Origin of the sequence: Granulibacter bethesdensis, assembly GCF_001889525.1 — a bacterium.
Classification (GTDB): Bacteria; Pseudomonadota; Alphaproteobacteria; order Acetobacterales; family Acetobacteraceae; genus Granulibacter; species Granulibacter bethesdensis_C.
Genome location: NZ_CP018192.1, coordinates 433,019 through 447,282, shown reverse-complemented (window position 1 = coordinate 447,282; position 14,264 = coordinate 433,019). Strand labels below are relative to the sequence as shown.

At 59.6% G+C, this 14,264-nt stretch carries 16 protein-coding genes and 2 tRNA genes; 7 read left to right on the top strand and 11 right to left on the bottom strand.

Features of this window, described 5'->3' with window-relative positions; genetic code table 11:
• Positions 1-326 precede the first annotated feature (326 nt).
• On the bottom strand, positions 327-740 hold the full coding sequence (locus tag GbCGDNIH6_RS02065) for a Ros/MucR family transcriptional regulator (RefSeq protein WP_025285950.1): 414 nt from the start codon (positions 738-740) through the stop codon (positions 327-329).
• 186 nt (positions 741-926) lie between these two features.
• Here GbCGDNIH6_RS02065 and GbCGDNIH6_RS02060 point away from each other — a divergent pair, with 186 nt between their 5' ends.
• Positions 927-1,112 carry a sulfurtransferase TusA family protein gene (locus GbCGDNIH6_RS02060; RefSeq protein WP_232449441.1) on the top strand — a complete coding sequence of 62 codons (186 nt, stop codon included), beginning with the start codon at positions 927-929 and terminating at the stop codon, positions 1,110-1,112.
• Here the strand turns inward: GbCGDNIH6_RS02060 and rimI are convergent.
• The 3 genes from rimI to GbCGDNIH6_RS02045 are packed head-to-tail and all read right to left on the bottom strand — an operon-like array spanning position 1,096 to position 2,771.
• Entirely contained in the window at positions 1,096-1,608 is a 513-nt protein-coding gene (gene rimI, locus GbCGDNIH6_RS02055; RefSeq protein ID WP_072562675.1) for a ribosomal protein S18-alanine N-acetyltransferase, read from the bottom strand. The two genes, GbCGDNIH6_RS02060 and rimI, sit on opposite strands and share 17 nt — an antisense overlap.
• Positions 1,605-2,276 carry a tRNA threonylcarbamoyladenosine biosynthesis protein TsaB gene (locus GbCGDNIH6_RS02050; RefSeq protein ID WP_072562674.1) on the bottom strand — a complete coding sequence of 224 codons (672 nt, stop codon included), beginning with the start codon at positions 2,274-2,276 and terminating at the stop codon, positions 1,605-1,607. Before GbCGDNIH6_RS02050 ends, rimI begins: the two co-directional genes overlap by 4 nt.
• A 45-nt stretch (positions 2,277-2,321) precedes the next feature.
• Positions 2,322-2,771, bottom strand: coding sequence for a PACE efflux transporter (locus GbCGDNIH6_RS02045; RefSeq protein ID WP_232449908.1), 450 nt, complete (start codon positions 2,769-2,771; stop codon positions 2,322-2,324).
• Between the two features lie 108 nt (positions 2,772-2,879).
• Between GbCGDNIH6_RS02045 and GbCGDNIH6_RS02040 the strand changes: the two genes are divergently transcribed.
• On the top strand, positions 2,880-3,788 hold the full coding sequence (locus tag GbCGDNIH6_RS02040) for a LysR family transcriptional regulator (protein WP_072562673.1): 909 nt from the start codon (positions 2,880-2,882) through the stop codon (positions 3,786-3,788).
• Positions 3,789-3,869: 81 nt separating this feature from the next.
• Here the strand turns inward: GbCGDNIH6_RS02040 and GbCGDNIH6_RS02035 are convergent.
• Positions 3,870-3,943, bottom strand: a tRNA-Gly gene (locus tag GbCGDNIH6_RS02035).
• A gap of 104 nt (positions 3,944-4,047) precedes the next feature.
• Positions 4,048-4,133 (bottom strand) — tRNA-Tyr (locus GbCGDNIH6_RS02030).
• 101 nt (positions 4,134-4,234) lie between these two features.
• On the opposite strand from GbCGDNIH6_RS02030, the gene GbCGDNIH6_RS12710 reads away from it, so the two are divergent.
• Positions 4,235-5,557: a TrmH family RNA methyltransferase gene (locus GbCGDNIH6_RS12710; RefSeq protein WP_081369920.1), complete on the top strand. Its 1,323-nt coding sequence runs from the start codon at positions 4,235-4,237 to the stop codon at positions 5,555-5,557.
• 82 nt (positions 5,558-5,639) lie between these two features.
• Here GbCGDNIH6_RS12710 and GbCGDNIH6_RS02020 read toward each other — a convergent pair whose 3' ends face one another.
• On the bottom strand, positions 5,640-7,202 hold the full coding sequence (locus GbCGDNIH6_RS02020; protein WP_232449906.1) for a trypsin-like peptidase domain-containing protein: 1,563 nt from the start codon (positions 7,200-7,202) through the stop codon (positions 5,640-5,642).
• Between the two features lie 352 nt (positions 7,203-7,554).
• Between GbCGDNIH6_RS02020 and GbCGDNIH6_RS02015 the strand changes: the two genes are divergently transcribed.
• Positions 7,555-8,061 carry a flavin reductase gene (locus tag GbCGDNIH6_RS02015; protein ID WP_072562672.1) on the top strand — a complete coding sequence of 169 codons (507 nt, stop codon included), beginning with the start codon at positions 7,555-7,557 and terminating at the stop codon, positions 8,059-8,061.
• Positions 8,062-8,079: 18 nt separating this feature from the next.
• On the opposite strand, the gene GbCGDNIH6_RS02010 is transcribed toward GbCGDNIH6_RS02015, so the two are convergent.
• The gene (locus GbCGDNIH6_RS02010; protein WP_072562671.1) at positions 8,080-9,240 is read right to left on the bottom strand and encodes a pyridoxal phosphate-dependent aminotransferase; all 1,161 of its coding nucleotides are present in this window, start codon (positions 9,238-9,240) and stop codon (positions 8,080-8,082) included.
• Positions 9,240-10,661: a gamma-glutamyltransferase gene (locus GbCGDNIH6_RS02005; protein WP_081369918.1), complete on the bottom strand. Its 1,422-nt coding sequence runs from the start codon at positions 10,659-10,661 to the stop codon at positions 9,240-9,242. The genes GbCGDNIH6_RS02010 and GbCGDNIH6_RS02005 overlap by 1 nt, the downstream gene beginning before the upstream one ends.
• A 297-nt stretch (positions 10,662-10,958) precedes the next feature.
• Here GbCGDNIH6_RS02005 and GbCGDNIH6_RS02000 point away from each other — a divergent pair, with 297 nt between their 5' ends.
• Entirely contained in the window at positions 10,959-11,738 is a 780-nt protein-coding gene (locus GbCGDNIH6_RS02000; RefSeq protein WP_081369917.1) for a DsbA family protein, read from the top strand.
• 91 nt (positions 11,739-11,829) lie between these two features.
• Here GbCGDNIH6_RS02000 and GbCGDNIH6_RS01995 read toward each other — a convergent pair whose 3' ends face one another.
• On the bottom strand, positions 11,830-12,603 hold the full coding sequence (locus tag GbCGDNIH6_RS01995) for a Bax inhibitor-1/YccA family protein (RefSeq protein WP_072562670.1): 774 nt from the start codon (positions 12,601-12,603) through the stop codon (positions 11,830-11,832).
• Positions 12,604-12,889: 286 nt separating this feature from the next.
• On the opposite strand from GbCGDNIH6_RS01995, the gene thpR reads away from it, so the two are divergent.
• Both thpR and GbCGDNIH6_RS01985 read left to right on the top strand, forming a co-directional pair.
• A complete protein-coding gene (gene thpR / locus GbCGDNIH6_RS01990) occupies positions 12,890-13,420 on the top strand; it encodes an RNA 2',3'-cyclic phosphodiesterase (RefSeq protein ID WP_072562669.1) in 531 nt (176 codons plus the stop codon).
• An 82-nt stretch (positions 13,421-13,502) separates the two neighbouring features.
• Entirely contained in the window at positions 13,503-13,841 is a 339-nt protein-coding gene (locus GbCGDNIH6_RS01985; protein WP_072562668.1) for an ArsR/SmtB family transcription factor, read from the top strand.
• A gap of 6 nt (positions 13,842-13,847) precedes the next feature.
• Here GbCGDNIH6_RS01985 and GbCGDNIH6_RS01980 read toward each other — a convergent pair whose 3' ends face one another.
• A complete protein-coding gene (locus tag GbCGDNIH6_RS01980) occupies positions 13,848-14,264 on the bottom strand; it encodes a metallopeptidase family protein (protein ID WP_072562667.1) in 417 nt (138 codons plus the stop codon).

The window sequence follows — 14,264 nt, the reverse complement described above, 5'->3', positions numbered from 1 at the left end:
TATGCTGCTGCCACCCTGCCGTTCTGGCGCATGGGGGGAATGGTTTGCCGGAGTACGGCGAACCGGAGAAGGCTCAGAAGAGCGGCGTTCCATCGGGCGGCTTCCCATCGATCCTTAACGTCCGATTGATCCCATTCAGCCCGGCCCGATCACTCAGACAGGTTGCTGATCTGTTGCGAGGTAGCCGATCAGACATAGCGTGTCGATAACCGGTATCATGACGATGCCATGAAAGACAGCCAGATCACCATGCTTATAATCGCAGCATGCACAAAAAAGGCGGCAGGACATGATCCGGCCGCCTTTTCCGACTACAATTGTGCAGTTCAGTCCCGCACCCTGGGCTTGGTCCCAAGGCCGATTTTCTTGGCCAGGGAACTGCGATGCGTCGCATATTCAGGTGCCACCATGGGATAGTCCGGCGGCAGGCCCCAACGCTCCCGGTATTGTTCCGGGGTCATGTTATAGACGCTCTTCAGATGCCGCTTCAGCATTTTCAGCTTCTTGCCGTCTTCCAGGCAGACGATATAATTTGGAAAAACGGATTTGCGGACAGGAACGGCAGGCTGTGGCTTTTCGACCGGAACCTGTTCCTCATGCCCAAGATTCGAGATCGCACGATAGACTTCCTGAATGAATCCAGGAAGTGATTCGGTCTGAATCGCATTATTGGAGATGTGGGCGGAAACAATCTGTGCAGTCAACGCCAGTAAATCAGCAGACGCCTCTGAATTGGACATCAAGAAACAGCCTTGTTAAAAAACAAAATGATCGCATTATTATACTTGTCAACGCTGTTTAATCAACAGGGTGTTTCTTAAAATAATGGTATCTATATGCACCAGTATGAATCATATCCCTTTTCAATACCGGAAAGAACCAGCGAAACAATGACAATGCTGGATGTCACTGCGGATATATGCCCGATGACCTTCGTCCGGACCCGGATCGCACTGGACAAGCTTCCATCCGGAGCATTGCTGTCCGTGCTGACGGCCGGAGACGAAGCATCGCGTAACGTACCACACAGTGCCGCCGCACTCGGCCACGAAATCATCGCTATCGAACATCCGCAGCCCGGGCAGACGCGTATTCTTATTCGCCGCCAGTAATCTTTGTGCTGTCCAGAGAACGGCCCAAAGAACGGCGGAGAACCAGCGCATCACCGCCGCCATGGTAATAATGACGACGCAACCCAATCGCGCTGAAACCGAGCCGGTCATATAATGTGCGGGCAGGGAGATTAGTGGTCTCCACCTCCAGCAACATATGCTCTGCACCCTGATCGGCGGCACGCTTCATGGCAGTCCGCATCAGCAAATCACCTATCCCCTGCCTGCGACAATACGGTGCAACGGCAAGGGTCAGGATCTCACACGCCTCGAAAATGGTCCGGAACAACACAAAACCCACCGGCTCAGTTGCGTGCTCCCCCGCAACCGCCATCAGAGCCACAGTCCCCGGTTGCTGAAGCTGTACAATGAAAGACGCTTCATCCCACTGCTCCTCCGGCGGAAAAGCCGCTTCGTGCAGGACCGCCAATACCGCCGCATGACCAGGACCCACCACTATCACGGCATCATGATCATCCGGCAAAGGCGCCGTCATGTCCGGGGAGCGGGACGGACTGTTCCAGCCTTGATCCGTGCTTCTTCCGCATAAACAGGCAATGCCGGGCGAGATGCTATCTCCCCGGATAAGCGTGCACGACCAACCCGATCCAGTGCCATTACATCCGGCTCCCGCATTGCACCGACACGCAGATGGAGGTCGGTCCGGCCGGACAGCAACCCGGCACATGACTCTGCGGCTGCCCCCATCAGCCAGATCCGACTGCCAGGCACCGGCAATCCAGCGATGCCCTCAAGCGGCACCACCCCAAAACCGGATCCATTGTTCAGATAGACGTGATCCCGCCGGGCAGGAATGACCGTCCAGAGAATATGACCCGGCTCAGGCGGCTCCATGATGGCAAGTGCCTCGTCCACTGCAACACCGGCCAGCCTCAGCCCGGCTCCCAACGCATAGCCCTGCGCCACTGCCAAAGCTGCACGAATACCAGTGAAACTGCCCGGACCGATGGAAGCGATGACTGCATCAGGCTGGCGACCAGCCGGATATGTCCGCTCCACCTCCTCCACAACCTCCGCAGCCAGCACCGGCAGACGTGATGCGGCATCCTGAGCCTCAGCCGAGCGACAGGCCAGCACGGTACCATCCGCCATCCATGCGACATCAGCACCGGCGGACCGGCTGTTGAAAACCAATGTGTTCATGATGCCGCCATAGCCGAATACGGGGCCGTTACCAATGCGACCGCCTCAGCGACCAGCCTCGCAAATGCGTGTATGGGAGACGGGGAATACCTGATCGTAGATCCAGTTATAAGCAAACGCATAGACGAAATAGAATCCGGAAATGCCAATATCGGTCATCAGCGCCGCCCAGAGGCTCATCGACAAATACCAGGCGGTGAGCGGCAGAAACATGGCAAGCATCCCCCCCTCGAACAATGCCGCATGCAGCACGCGCACAGCCGTGTTCTTGCGGGTAGAGCCAGTCAATCGCAGCATCACCTGGTCAAAACCAAGATTGAACAGATAAGCCCAGATCGCAGCTGTCACTGCGACAATGACGCTCAGACTACCGAAAGTCCCCGTATCCACACCCAGTACGGCATGACCGATCGGAATCAGCAACAGAAGACCGATCACCTCGAACAGGATGGCATGCCGGATACGATCCCACGACGAACGCATGATGGTCACCATTTTCACTTCATTAAGCCCGCTGAACAGGCGACTTGGCTCTATCTATCAGTAGAATTCAGTAGATAAAGTTAGATACTATCTATTTTTCAGATAGGCCTGCGTTCAGCCATGGACATATCGTTTGAGCAACTGACCATTTTCGTCGCCACAGCCGAAACAGGCTCTTTTTCGGCTGCCGGGCGTCATCTGGGAAAAGCCCAGTCGGCCATCAGCACCGCGATCAGCAATATGGAAATTGATCTGGGTGTGACGCTGTTTTCGCGGGCCGGGCGCACGCCATCCCTGACCGAAGCCGGCACCCGCCTGCTGGCAGAGGCGCGGGTCGTGCTGGATCGTCATGCCCATTTCATCGGCGTTGCCTGCAGTCTGGAAAAACATGTCGAGACAAGGCTGGTTCTGGCCGTTGACGAATTATACCCGGAACCAGTCCTCGCGCGCCTTCTGTACTCTTTTGCCGAAGCTTTCCCCAGCGTAGAACTGGAAATCCTGTTTCCATTCATGGAGGATGTGAGCCGCCTTGTCCTCGATGGTCAGGCCGATCTGGGCATTATGTGGCGGCAGGAAACGCTGCCGGCCGTGCTGGGCTTTCACACACTTGGCTGGGTGCCGCTGCAACTGGTCTGCGCACGTGATCACCCCCTCGCCAGTCAGGTAATCGAGTGGGAGGAACTGAAGCGGCACCGGCAATTGATGGTCGCCACCCGCAGCGAAAGTGAGGAAAAGCGCCGTCTGCGCATTGCAGCCGATGTTTGGTGGGTGGAAAGCCAGTGGGTCATCCTGCAACTGGCCAGACAGGGAATCGGCTGGGCGTTCGTCTCCGATCACATCATTGCCGCATCCAGCGCCGCCAGTGACCTCGTCATTCCGCGCCTCGCCTTCGACACGGCGGACTGGCCAGTCGCCATGGAATTAATCTGGCACAAGCAGCGGCCACAGGGACCGGCGTCTCAATGGCTGGCGAAGCGGTTTATCAGCGAAAAAATCGGGGTGATGAGCGCCGCTGGCTGCGGCCCATAATTGCGACAGCTTCAAAGAGGGGGCGCTGGGTCCAGAAGGCCGCGCCAGCGCACACAAGCTATTGATTAATCAGGGAAATTTTGGAGCGGGTGACGGGAATCGAACCCGCACAGCCAGCTTGGAAGGCTGGAACTCTACCATTGAGCTACACCCGCAGCCCTGAAACCGATTAGCGCAAGACGTGAACGGCGTCGAGCCTTAACCGTACCTTGCTTTCCATCCCTGATATCCGGGCCTGTGACCTGTCAAAGAGAAAGGATGGTGGAGGGGGTTGGATTCGAACCAACGTAGGCGTTAACCAACGGATTTACAGTCCGTCCCCTTTAGCCACTCGGGCACCCCTCCGGAGCGGGGTGCGGACTAGAGCCAAAAGGCAGCCTTGTCAACGTATCCGATACGCATTTCTGGATATTTAAAGCCCCGCGAAAGCAGATTATACCAGCGCAATGAAGCCACCTTCAAAACATACGGGCCGTGGTCGGCCCACAAAAAACGCATCCTCCAGCGGTTTTTCCCGCTCAGGACGCTCCAGCAGCGATCAAAGCGGCGGTGCCCGTCCATCGGGAGGAAAATCCTTCCGATCCCGTGAGGGGGCCGCACGCAGCGAACAGGGCGGGGAATACCGCTCACGCTCCGACAAGCCGCGCTTCGAGGGCAACAGGCCCACGCGTGAACAGCGATTCGCCGAGCGTGGGGAGCGCCCCTATCAGGGCGGAGAACGCCCGGCAAGCGGCAAACCCTCTTTTCGTTCCCATGATGGAGCCTCCCAATCCGGCCATCATTCCAGCGAGCGCACGGAACGGCGTCCGCGTTTCGATGCTCCCAGGGATGAGCAGAGTTTCGGGGAACGCACGGAACGCCCCACCCGTCATCGGCAGGGCGGTGAACGACCGTCAGGAGGACGCTCTTTCCGTCCGCGTGATGGAGCCAACCGCTCCGATGAGCATGCCGAGCGCCGCCCGCGTTCCGACCATTCCAGATCGGACACCACCGCGCATGCGCAACCCGCTGCAGAGCGTCCTTCCCGCTCCGGCGGACGGGCATTGCAGGCACCGGTGGGCGCAGTCTGGCTGCATGGCCTGCACGCGGTCGAGGCCGCTCTGCGTAATCCGGCACGTCGTCTCCGTCGCCTGCTGCTGACCGAAGAGGCCGAGGCAACCCTTGCCGAACGCCTGCCGCCACCCTGGGCACTGGCACCGGAGCGCACGGAACGCGCACATATGGATCAGTTGCTCGGTACCGAATCGGTGCATCAGGGCATTGCCCTGCTGGCGGACAAGCTGCCCTCCCCGCCGCTGGATGAGATTCTGGCGCAGCGTCCCGGCCCGGTTCTGGTGCTGGATCAAGTCAGCGATCCTCGCAATGTCGGCGCCATTCTCCGCTCTGCCGCAGCTTTTCAGGCCTGCTGCGTCATCGTGCAGGACCGGAACGCTCCAGAAGAAAGCGGCACCATGGCCAAGGCTGCCTCCGGTGCGCTGGACCGGCTGCCGATGCTGCGCGTGGTCAACATCGCCCGCACCCTCGCGGCGCTGAAAGCCGCCGATCTATGGGTGGTCGGTCTCGATGCGGAAGGCGCCCCCTTATCCGGCCCGGCACTGGGCAAGCGCCGCGTGGCGCTGGTGATGGGCGCAGAAGGGGACGGGCTGCGGCGCCTGACGCGGGAAAACTGCGATGAAATCGTATCCCTCGCCATGGCTGAGGGGATGGAGAGCCTGAATGTCTCCGTCGCCACCGCCATCGCTCTGTATGAAATCAGCCGGAACGGATGATCCGCTCCGGCTGAACAAGCCAGCACTGCCAAAGGGACTAACAGGGGGATGGCCGGGATAACCAGCCATCCTTCCTATCTGATCAGCCGTCGGTGGTGTCACCCTTCAGATTTACTCCGACAAAGCCGATCTGGCCATTCCGCATGATACGCAGCGCCACTGTGTTACGCTTGCTGGCCGCATGAATAGCGGAAGCCGCCTGCGAGGGGCTGCTCACGCTTGTCGTATTGACCCCTACCAGCACATCGCCAGCCTTGATCCCGGCCTGCTCGGCAGCTGATCCCGGTTGCACATTGGCGATCACCGCTCCCTTGACCTCAGCGGGGATTTCAAGCTCGTTGCGCAGCTCCGGCGTCAGCGGCTGCAACGCCACACCAATCCGGCCCTGCCCGCTTTCCGCACCGGTGCCACTCTGAAGGCTGGCAGTTTCTGTGGACGGCATGGCACCGATAGTCACCGTGACATCCCGCGCCGTACCGTCATGCACCACAGAAAGCGTCGCATTGCTGCCCGGCTTCAGGGAAGAAACTTTCAGCGCCAGATCCCGCGGCGAGCCGACAACCTGACCATTCACAGTCTGCACCACATCACCCGGGCGCAGGCTGGCTTTTGCCGCCGGGCTGTCCTGCTCAATAGAGGAGATCAGCGCACCCTTGGGCGATCCTTCCTTCGCCAGCGGCAGGTTCAGCGCCGCCGCCATATCCTTGTCCACCTGCTGGGCCGTCACCCCAATAAAGCCGCGTGTGACCTTGCCACCACTCTCAAGCTGGCTGACCACATTGCGAACAATGCTGGAAGGAATGGCAAAGCCGATACCCACACTGCCACCGGTCGGTGAGAAAATCGCCGTATTCACGCCGATCACCTTGCCATCCTGAGAAAACAGTGGGCCGCCCGAGTTACCCTGATTGATCGGCGCATCAACCTGAATGTAGTCGTCATAGGGGCCTGAGCCGATATCCCGTCCCCGCGCCGAGACAATCCCGGCCGTCACAGTGCCGCCAAGCCCGAACGGATTGCCGACAGCCACCACCCACTGCCCCGGCAGGACACGGTCGCTGTCACCCAGTTCAATATACGGTAGTGGATGACCAGCCGAAACTTTCAACACGGCCAGATCGGTCCGCGGGTCACGACCGACAATGGTGGCGGGAAGCTCCGTTCCGTCATCCAGAGTGACGGAGACGGTTTTCGCGTCTTTTACGACATGGTTATTGGTCACGATCGTGCCATTGGCATCGATAATAAAACCAGAACCACGAGCCTCCGCCATGCGGGGGGCAGGCCGCCCACCGTCTTCAACGTCCGGACCAGCACCCGGCATACCGAAAGGCAAAGGAATGCCGCCCGGCACTTCCTGCGCTACCTGACGAGGCACCATCTTCACGGTGATGGAAACAACCGCTGGGCGCACATGCTGCACCAGAGCAGAAAAATCACCCATCGGCGCAGCGACGGGAACCGATTTCGTCAACTCTTCAGCCTGGGTAACATGCTCAATGCCATAGCCGGTCAGTGCCGTGGCAGCCAGCAGCGCCGCCGCCAGGAACATGCGGGCGCGACGCGGGGCATGGTGCAGAATGGTGGCAGAAGCCGAATAATCGGGTGCCACATGGATTTCAGGTTGATCCTGACGAAGAGACATACAGCGAATCCTTTTGGTGTGACCGAAAGATGACAGTGAACAAAGATCAGCTTGACAATGTCGTTTTCCGGCCAATCCGACGCCGAAAAATCTTGTGTGTCTCTTCTATGCCCCACAACACGTGACAGGAACAAAGCGGCGGGGTGAAACCCTGTTCATACGGATTGATACTGTAACCAATCGTGCTCCGCCTGCATGGCAGAAATTGCGACCACATCTCTTGGAAAAAGGCCGCCCCGCGGCTTAACTCACATGGCAGGATCGTATGTCACGCCAAACTCCGCGTGATAACGGTTTCAATCATCTCCCGGTCTGACGACCGGAAAGCGTATCAGGCAGGATCAGATCAATCATGGTATCCAGACAGGAATACCGGGACGCGATGGCCCGGCTGGGTGCAGCCGTCAACGTCATCACGACAGCCTCTCCATTGCGCCCAGGGCAAAGACAGGAGCGGTGCGGCTTCACCGCCTCCGCCGTGTGCAGTGTGACGGATGATCCGCCGACCCTGCTGGTGTGTATGAACCGCTCCAGCCAGCGTCATGCCACTTTCGCCCGGAACGGTATTTTGTGCGTCAACGTGCTGTCTGCGAATCAGGAAGCGCTGTCCAATATTTTTGCGTCCTCCGATCATGCAGCCGATGATGCCTTTGCACAGGCTGAATGGACCACTCTGGCAACAGGCGCGCCGATGCTGGACGGAGCCGTCGTTTCCTTCGACTGCCGCATTGCGCAGACTACGGATGTCGGCACCCACACCGTGTTTTTCTGTGAAGTAGAGGCCATTCGTACTGGCCCATCCCATGAAGGGCTGATCTATTTCGGACGCGGCTATCACAAGATTATCAAGCTTCCCTGATCCGCCAGTCTTTCAGGATCAGCGCCAGCCGGAGAGTCGCTCCACGGCTTCTCTGACATCGCTTTCCGCACCGCAATAGCTGAAGCGCATCGTACGATGCCCGCGCGCAGCGTCAAAATCCAGTCCCGGTGTGACAGCAATGCCGAGCTCGTCCAGCATACGGGTGCAGAAGGCAGCGCTGTCCCCGGTCCGGCCTGAAATATCGGCATAGATGTAGAAAGCGCCCTGTGCCTGCGACAGCCGGGCAAAACCGCAGCGGGGCAGATTGGCCAGAAGTTCCAACCGGTTGCAGCGAAAGCGGTCGAGATTCGCTTCCAGCTCTGCCGTACAGTCGAACGCCGCCAAAGCCGCACGCTGGCTGATATGCGGCGCGCTGATGAACAGATTCTGTGCCAGGCGCTCCACCGGACGAACCAGATCCTCCGGCAGCACCATCCAGCCGACCCGCCATCCGGTCATACTGAAATATTTGCTGAAACTGTTGATGACGATCGCAGAGGACGAAAAAGCCGAAGCGGTCGAAAGCGATGTCTCATATTGCAGTCCATGGTAGATCTCATCCGAGATCAATCTGACCCCTTCCCGCTCACACCACTCCGCCAGTGCTTTAAGCTCATCCGGCAGCAGCATTGTTCCCGCCGGATTGCAGGGGCTGGCGATGATCAGCCCATCAGGGCGCGGATCGAGCGCCTCCAGCGCCGCAAGATCGGGCTGATAGCGTGTATCAGGTCCGGTTTCGATAACGACCGGCTCCAGCCCCAGCGCCTTCAGGATATTGAGGTAAGGCGGATAATAGGGTGCCGCCAATGCCACCCGATCCCCCGGATTGAACGCAGCCAGAAAAGCCAGCGGGAAAGCACCGGAAGCACCGACCGTGACCGCAATACGGGAAACAGGCACCTCAATGTCATACCAGTCACGAATATGCGCAGCGATACGCTCCCTCAGCACCGGCAGGCCGAACGCTTCGGTATAGCCGAGCGGATCACCACTCCCCAGCGCCTGCTTCGCGGCCTCGATCGCTCGGGCAGGGGCGCCGGTGGAGGGTTGACCAACCTCCATACGAATCACTCCCGGCATGCCGGGAGGCAGAGACTGCGCCCGCGCATTGGCAGCTGAAATCACATCCATGACGATGAAAGGAGGAGTCAAACCACCCCGCCCGATTTTCAAAGCCATCAGCGTGCTCCCAAGGCGACTCCCGCCCCTTTGGGATCGGTCACCCAGCCACAGCTTCCGCTACTACCGGGCAGATAACCGGCACAGCCGATGGCATTCATCCGCGCCGGTTCCGGCAGTTTTGTCGCAATGGCTTCACGGCTGCGCAGGGCATTGGCCATCGCGGCGCCAGCGGCGAGCGGGGCGCCTTCCTGACCCGATCCCGCCGTTGCCGCACGAAAGGCGTCTTTCGCAGGATTCCATGCCAGTGCCGCCGACAACAGCGGCTGCGGACCACGATCAGGCGAAGCGGCAAGCAGAATACCGGTTCCCGGCAGGACTTCCCCATTCCCGAACAGATTATTCATCGTCAGGGCACAGGAAACCGCATTGCCGTCCCGATCCATGGTTACAAAACTGGTTGAGGCCGGCAGAGGCGGCAGGGCACGGCTGCTGCCAGCCCCGTTCAGAACCCCTTCCACCGAGGCATGACCACTCCGCCATGCGGAAGCGGCAGCTTCTGCACGCTGTTGCGCCCGGCGCCACTGACCCGGATCAGATTGCAACAGCTTGAACGCGGCGGCGGCAGCGATCCCGCCATCGGCAGGTGGCGGCAGAAAAGCGACACTGTCCCGCCCTGCCTGCACCACCACCGGAGGCACGAGTTTGGCCTGTGATGCGTCGATCGTCAGTCTCAGGCCAAGCTTCGGAGCAGCAGCTTCAATGGCCGCTTCATAACTCTGATCGCCAAACCCACGCAGTCGCAACAGACTGTTGGCCAGTTCGGGCTGAACCAGTTGATCACCAATCCCGGGCAGCCAGCCATTGCCACCGAACACCGCACGGCTGCCGGCATCTTCCAGCAAAGCCCCGCCAACCACTTGAAAATCCGCCGCCAGCGCAGCCGAAACCGGAAAGCCGAACCTGGCCGTTTCTTCGGCTTTCAGAACCAGACTGCGAAAGCTCTTGCTGCCGAAACGGCTGTTGAGAAGCTGAAAGCCCTGCGCCATGGCCGGGATGGCTGCCGGACGGGAAGAACCGCCAATCTGCGATGCGGGCTGCGGCAGGAACATGATTGCCTGCGGTTCCTTCAGCCCTCCCTTGCCATCAGGGCGATAGGCCAGACAGGCACCGCCTCCGCCCAGCGACGCACGGGATGGCAGCGTGACCGTCAGCATCATGGCGAGCGCCACCGCCGCATCGGCCGCATTGCCGCCAGAAGACAGCACATCGCGCGCCACCAGGGCCGCGCGCGGCTCATCAGCGGCCACTCCGCCAACAAACCCCTTGATATAACCCGGTTGGGGACCAACAGGCTTGTCGGAGCCGAACACGAGATCGCTCATGCCGCTGACTGTCGAGCAGCCTGCCATCATCAGGGCGGCCGACAATGCGACACCCTGCCGCAGACGGTGTGTCCATCGTATCCGGGCGGAATTCACAGACTGCGACCCCTCATGATTGATTCGGCGGCACCGCTATGATGCCGCAATCAGTCAAGGCTTAAAACAGCTTCCCGCTGCGGGCAACGCGGAGCGGGATCATAACGTCGCACCGCATGCCTATCTGCCCCCTTGGTCTGCCCCCTTGGTCTGCCCCTTGGCGGCTTTCCTCTGCCAATCCTGACCTGACCGTAACTGGACGTTACCGCCCCGATCCGCCAAAGCTTGCGTATCACGGCCAATCGATAGGCCGCCACGCCCGGCTTCGGGCAGAAAAGCAGTGCAGGAAACAGCCTTATGTCCAGCCTTCCGCTCTTTTATTCCCGTGCCCCGCGCCAGTCTTTTCGGCGGCATGGCCTGCTTGCCCTGCCCATCCTTGCCGGCCTGCTGCTGCCCGGTGACGCCCACAGCGAAACCTTCACACCGGCCCAACGCGCGGAAATCGTGACCATCCTGCGTCAGGCTCTGGTCAAAGATCCAACGATTCTGAAAGATGCTATCACCGCCCTGCAACAGGATGAAAACCGCCGCGCCCTCTCCGCCCGGGAAGGCGCCATTGCAGCCAATGCGTCACGTCTGACCAGCGATCCGGCCGATCCCGTTGCGGGCAATCCGAAAGGATCCACCTCCATCGTAGAATTCTATGATGTGCGCTGCCCGTATTGCCGCCGGATGGTGCCGGTCATGGATGAGTTGATCCGCAAACACCCCGAGCTCCGCGTTGTCTATAAAGACATGCCCATTCTCGGCGACAAAAGTGAACTCGGCTCCCGTGCTTTGCTGGCAGCACAGAAACAGGGTGGCTATGTGCAGCTGCGGGCCGCCCTGATGCATGGCTCTCCCGACCTGACGCAGGAGGACATCGACCGGCAGGCCCGCACGCTGGGGCTGGATGTCGACAGACTTCACAAGGACATGCAGGACCCGGCCATCGAAAAGCGACTGGCGGATAATATTGCTCTCGGGCGCTCGCTGGGGCTGGAAGGCACACCGGCCTATGTCATCGGGTCGAAGCTGTTTCCCGGTGCAGTCGATCTGCCGACCCTGGAAAACGCCATCGCTCCGGCAGCCCGCTGAGCCGGATTGTTTCTTCCTCCAGCAGACACAAAAAAACCGGCCGGGACGTAATTCCCGGCCGGTTCTGATTCAGGACTGACAGTGGGTTGGATCAGTCGTTGCTGGCGCGGTTACCCAGCAGGCGAAGCAGCATCATGAACAGGTTGATGAAGTTCAGATAAAGCTGAAGTGCATCGAACACCGAACGACGAGCCGCAAAATCGCTGCCTCCCTGAGTGGCGAACTGCGCATAATCCACCTTGATACGCTGGGTGTCGTAGGCGGTCAGCCCGGTGAACACCAGCACACCAATCACGCTGATCACGAAGCCCATCATGCCGCTATGGACAAACAGATTGACCACCGAGGCTATGACGATCCCGATCAGCCCCATCATCAGAAAACTGCCGAGGCGGGTCAGGTCGGAGCGCGTGGTGTAGCCATACAGGCTCATCGCCGCGAATGTCGCCGCAGACACGAAGAAGGTCTGCACGATCGAGGCATTGGTATAAACCAGAAAGATATTGGTCAGGCTGGCGCCCATCGCGACACAAAGCAACCAGAACAGCGCCTGCACCGTACCGAGGCTCAGGCGGTTGATGCCGAAGCTCAGCACCAGCACGAAAGCCAGCGGCGAAATCATGGAGATGAAGGCCAGCGCCGTGGGCTGAATGCTCACACCCTGCTCGGTCATCACCGGATGATAGAAAGCATTTATCAGGCTGGTATGGGCAATGGCGTAGGCCACAATGCCGGTCAGAGCGACACCTGATGCCATCCAGTTGAACACACGCAGCATGTAGGCGCGCAGACCGGCATCCATGGATGCGGTGTCGGCGGCACCCCAGACGCCCGGGCGGACGCTGTTATCTGGACGAAAGGCCATACACGATTCTCCTGTAACGGTCGGAACAAAGCCCGGCCATGGATCTTGATGTCACATTATCTTGTTTCAGGGCAAAAAGCGATCAAGCTCTGCGTTTATGACAAGATGTAAAAGAAACGCCTTTGACCGCCTGCCCCCCTGCATGGAAAATGAATAATCGGTCATGATCCGTCATGGTTGACCATGGCTGATATTACCGGGCACCGTCTTGCGTTGCTCTGGTCCTGCCAGCCGGATTGCCTCGCACATGCTGCCCCCGCCACCCCCTCCCCCCGGGAGAGCACCCATGAGACTGTTTGTCGGGCTCGATCTTCCCTGGATTCTGAAAGATGAACTCTACGGGATTGCCTACGGTCTGCCGGGAGCACGCTGGATTTCACCGGAAAATTACCATCTGACCCTGCGCTTCATCGGTGAGGTGCCGGGCCATCGTGCCGATGAGCTCGATCTGGCCCTGTCCTCCTTGCGGGCACGTGGTTTCTCTCTGGTGCTGACAGGGATCGGTATTTTCGAGCGGGCCGGACGCTCCACACTGTATGTCGGCGTGGAAAAGAATCCGCAGCTGGACCATCTTCAGAACAAGATCGAAACCGGGTTACAGCGCGTGGGCCTGCCCGCAGAACGCCGCCGCTTCATGCCCCATGTCACGCTGGCACGCCTGGATGGCACGGCAGAAAATCGTCTGGCTTCCTATGTCCAGAGCCATAATCTGTTCCGTACCGACCCCATCCCGATGGAGCATTTCACCCTGTTCAGCTCTCAACTGGGCAAGGAACAGTCGGTTTACACCGTGGAAGCGGATTACGCTCTGGCATAGGGAAATGAGGCGGCCCCTTTGGCACGTTACAGCGGATAGGCTAGAGCATGTCTTCGTTTGGTAGATCAGGTGCGGCGCGGCAATGGACCTTCCACAAGATCAATATAGCCAGCTGGCGGAAACATTCCGTCTGCTGGGCGAGCCAAACCGGTTGATGATCGTCGTTGCCTGCCTCGAACAACCGCTGAATGTCGGGACATTGGCGGAACGAACCGCGCTGAGCCAGTCATTGGTTTCCCACCATCTGCGCCTGCTGAGGGCGGCACGGCTGCTGAAAGCGGCACGGCAGGGGCGACAGGTGTTCTATGCCATCGCCGACGGCCATGTGCGGGATATGCTGACCGCCATGATCGACCACATGACCGAACCACATGACGAAGAGGACGCCGAAGGAAAGCCTTTGCACGATCACGAAGACTGAGCTGTCTCAGTGTCGGGCGGCACCGTCGCGGGTTTTCTGCTCCAGCGCCTCGATCTGCTCATCGGTGAAGCCGAAATGATGTGCGATCTCGTGGATCAGCACGGTCCGCACCAGCTCAGGCAGCGATTCCCCGGTTTCGATCCATTCCAGCAGGATTGGCTCCCGGAACAGGACGACCTGATCAGGCTCCTGCCCCCACTCTGCGATCCCGCGCTGATCGAGTGGAATCCCTTTGTAAAGCCCCGTCAACTCCCACGGGGAGGACAGGCCAAGCTCGGCCAGCATGTCGTCATCCGGTGAATCTTCCACCGCGATGGTCAATTCCCGGATGCTGGGAAACTGACCGAGAGGAATTTCATGCAAGGCGCGTTCGGCGAGCGCCGCAATATCGTTCAGGCCGGGCGGCAAGCCATAGTCGGACAT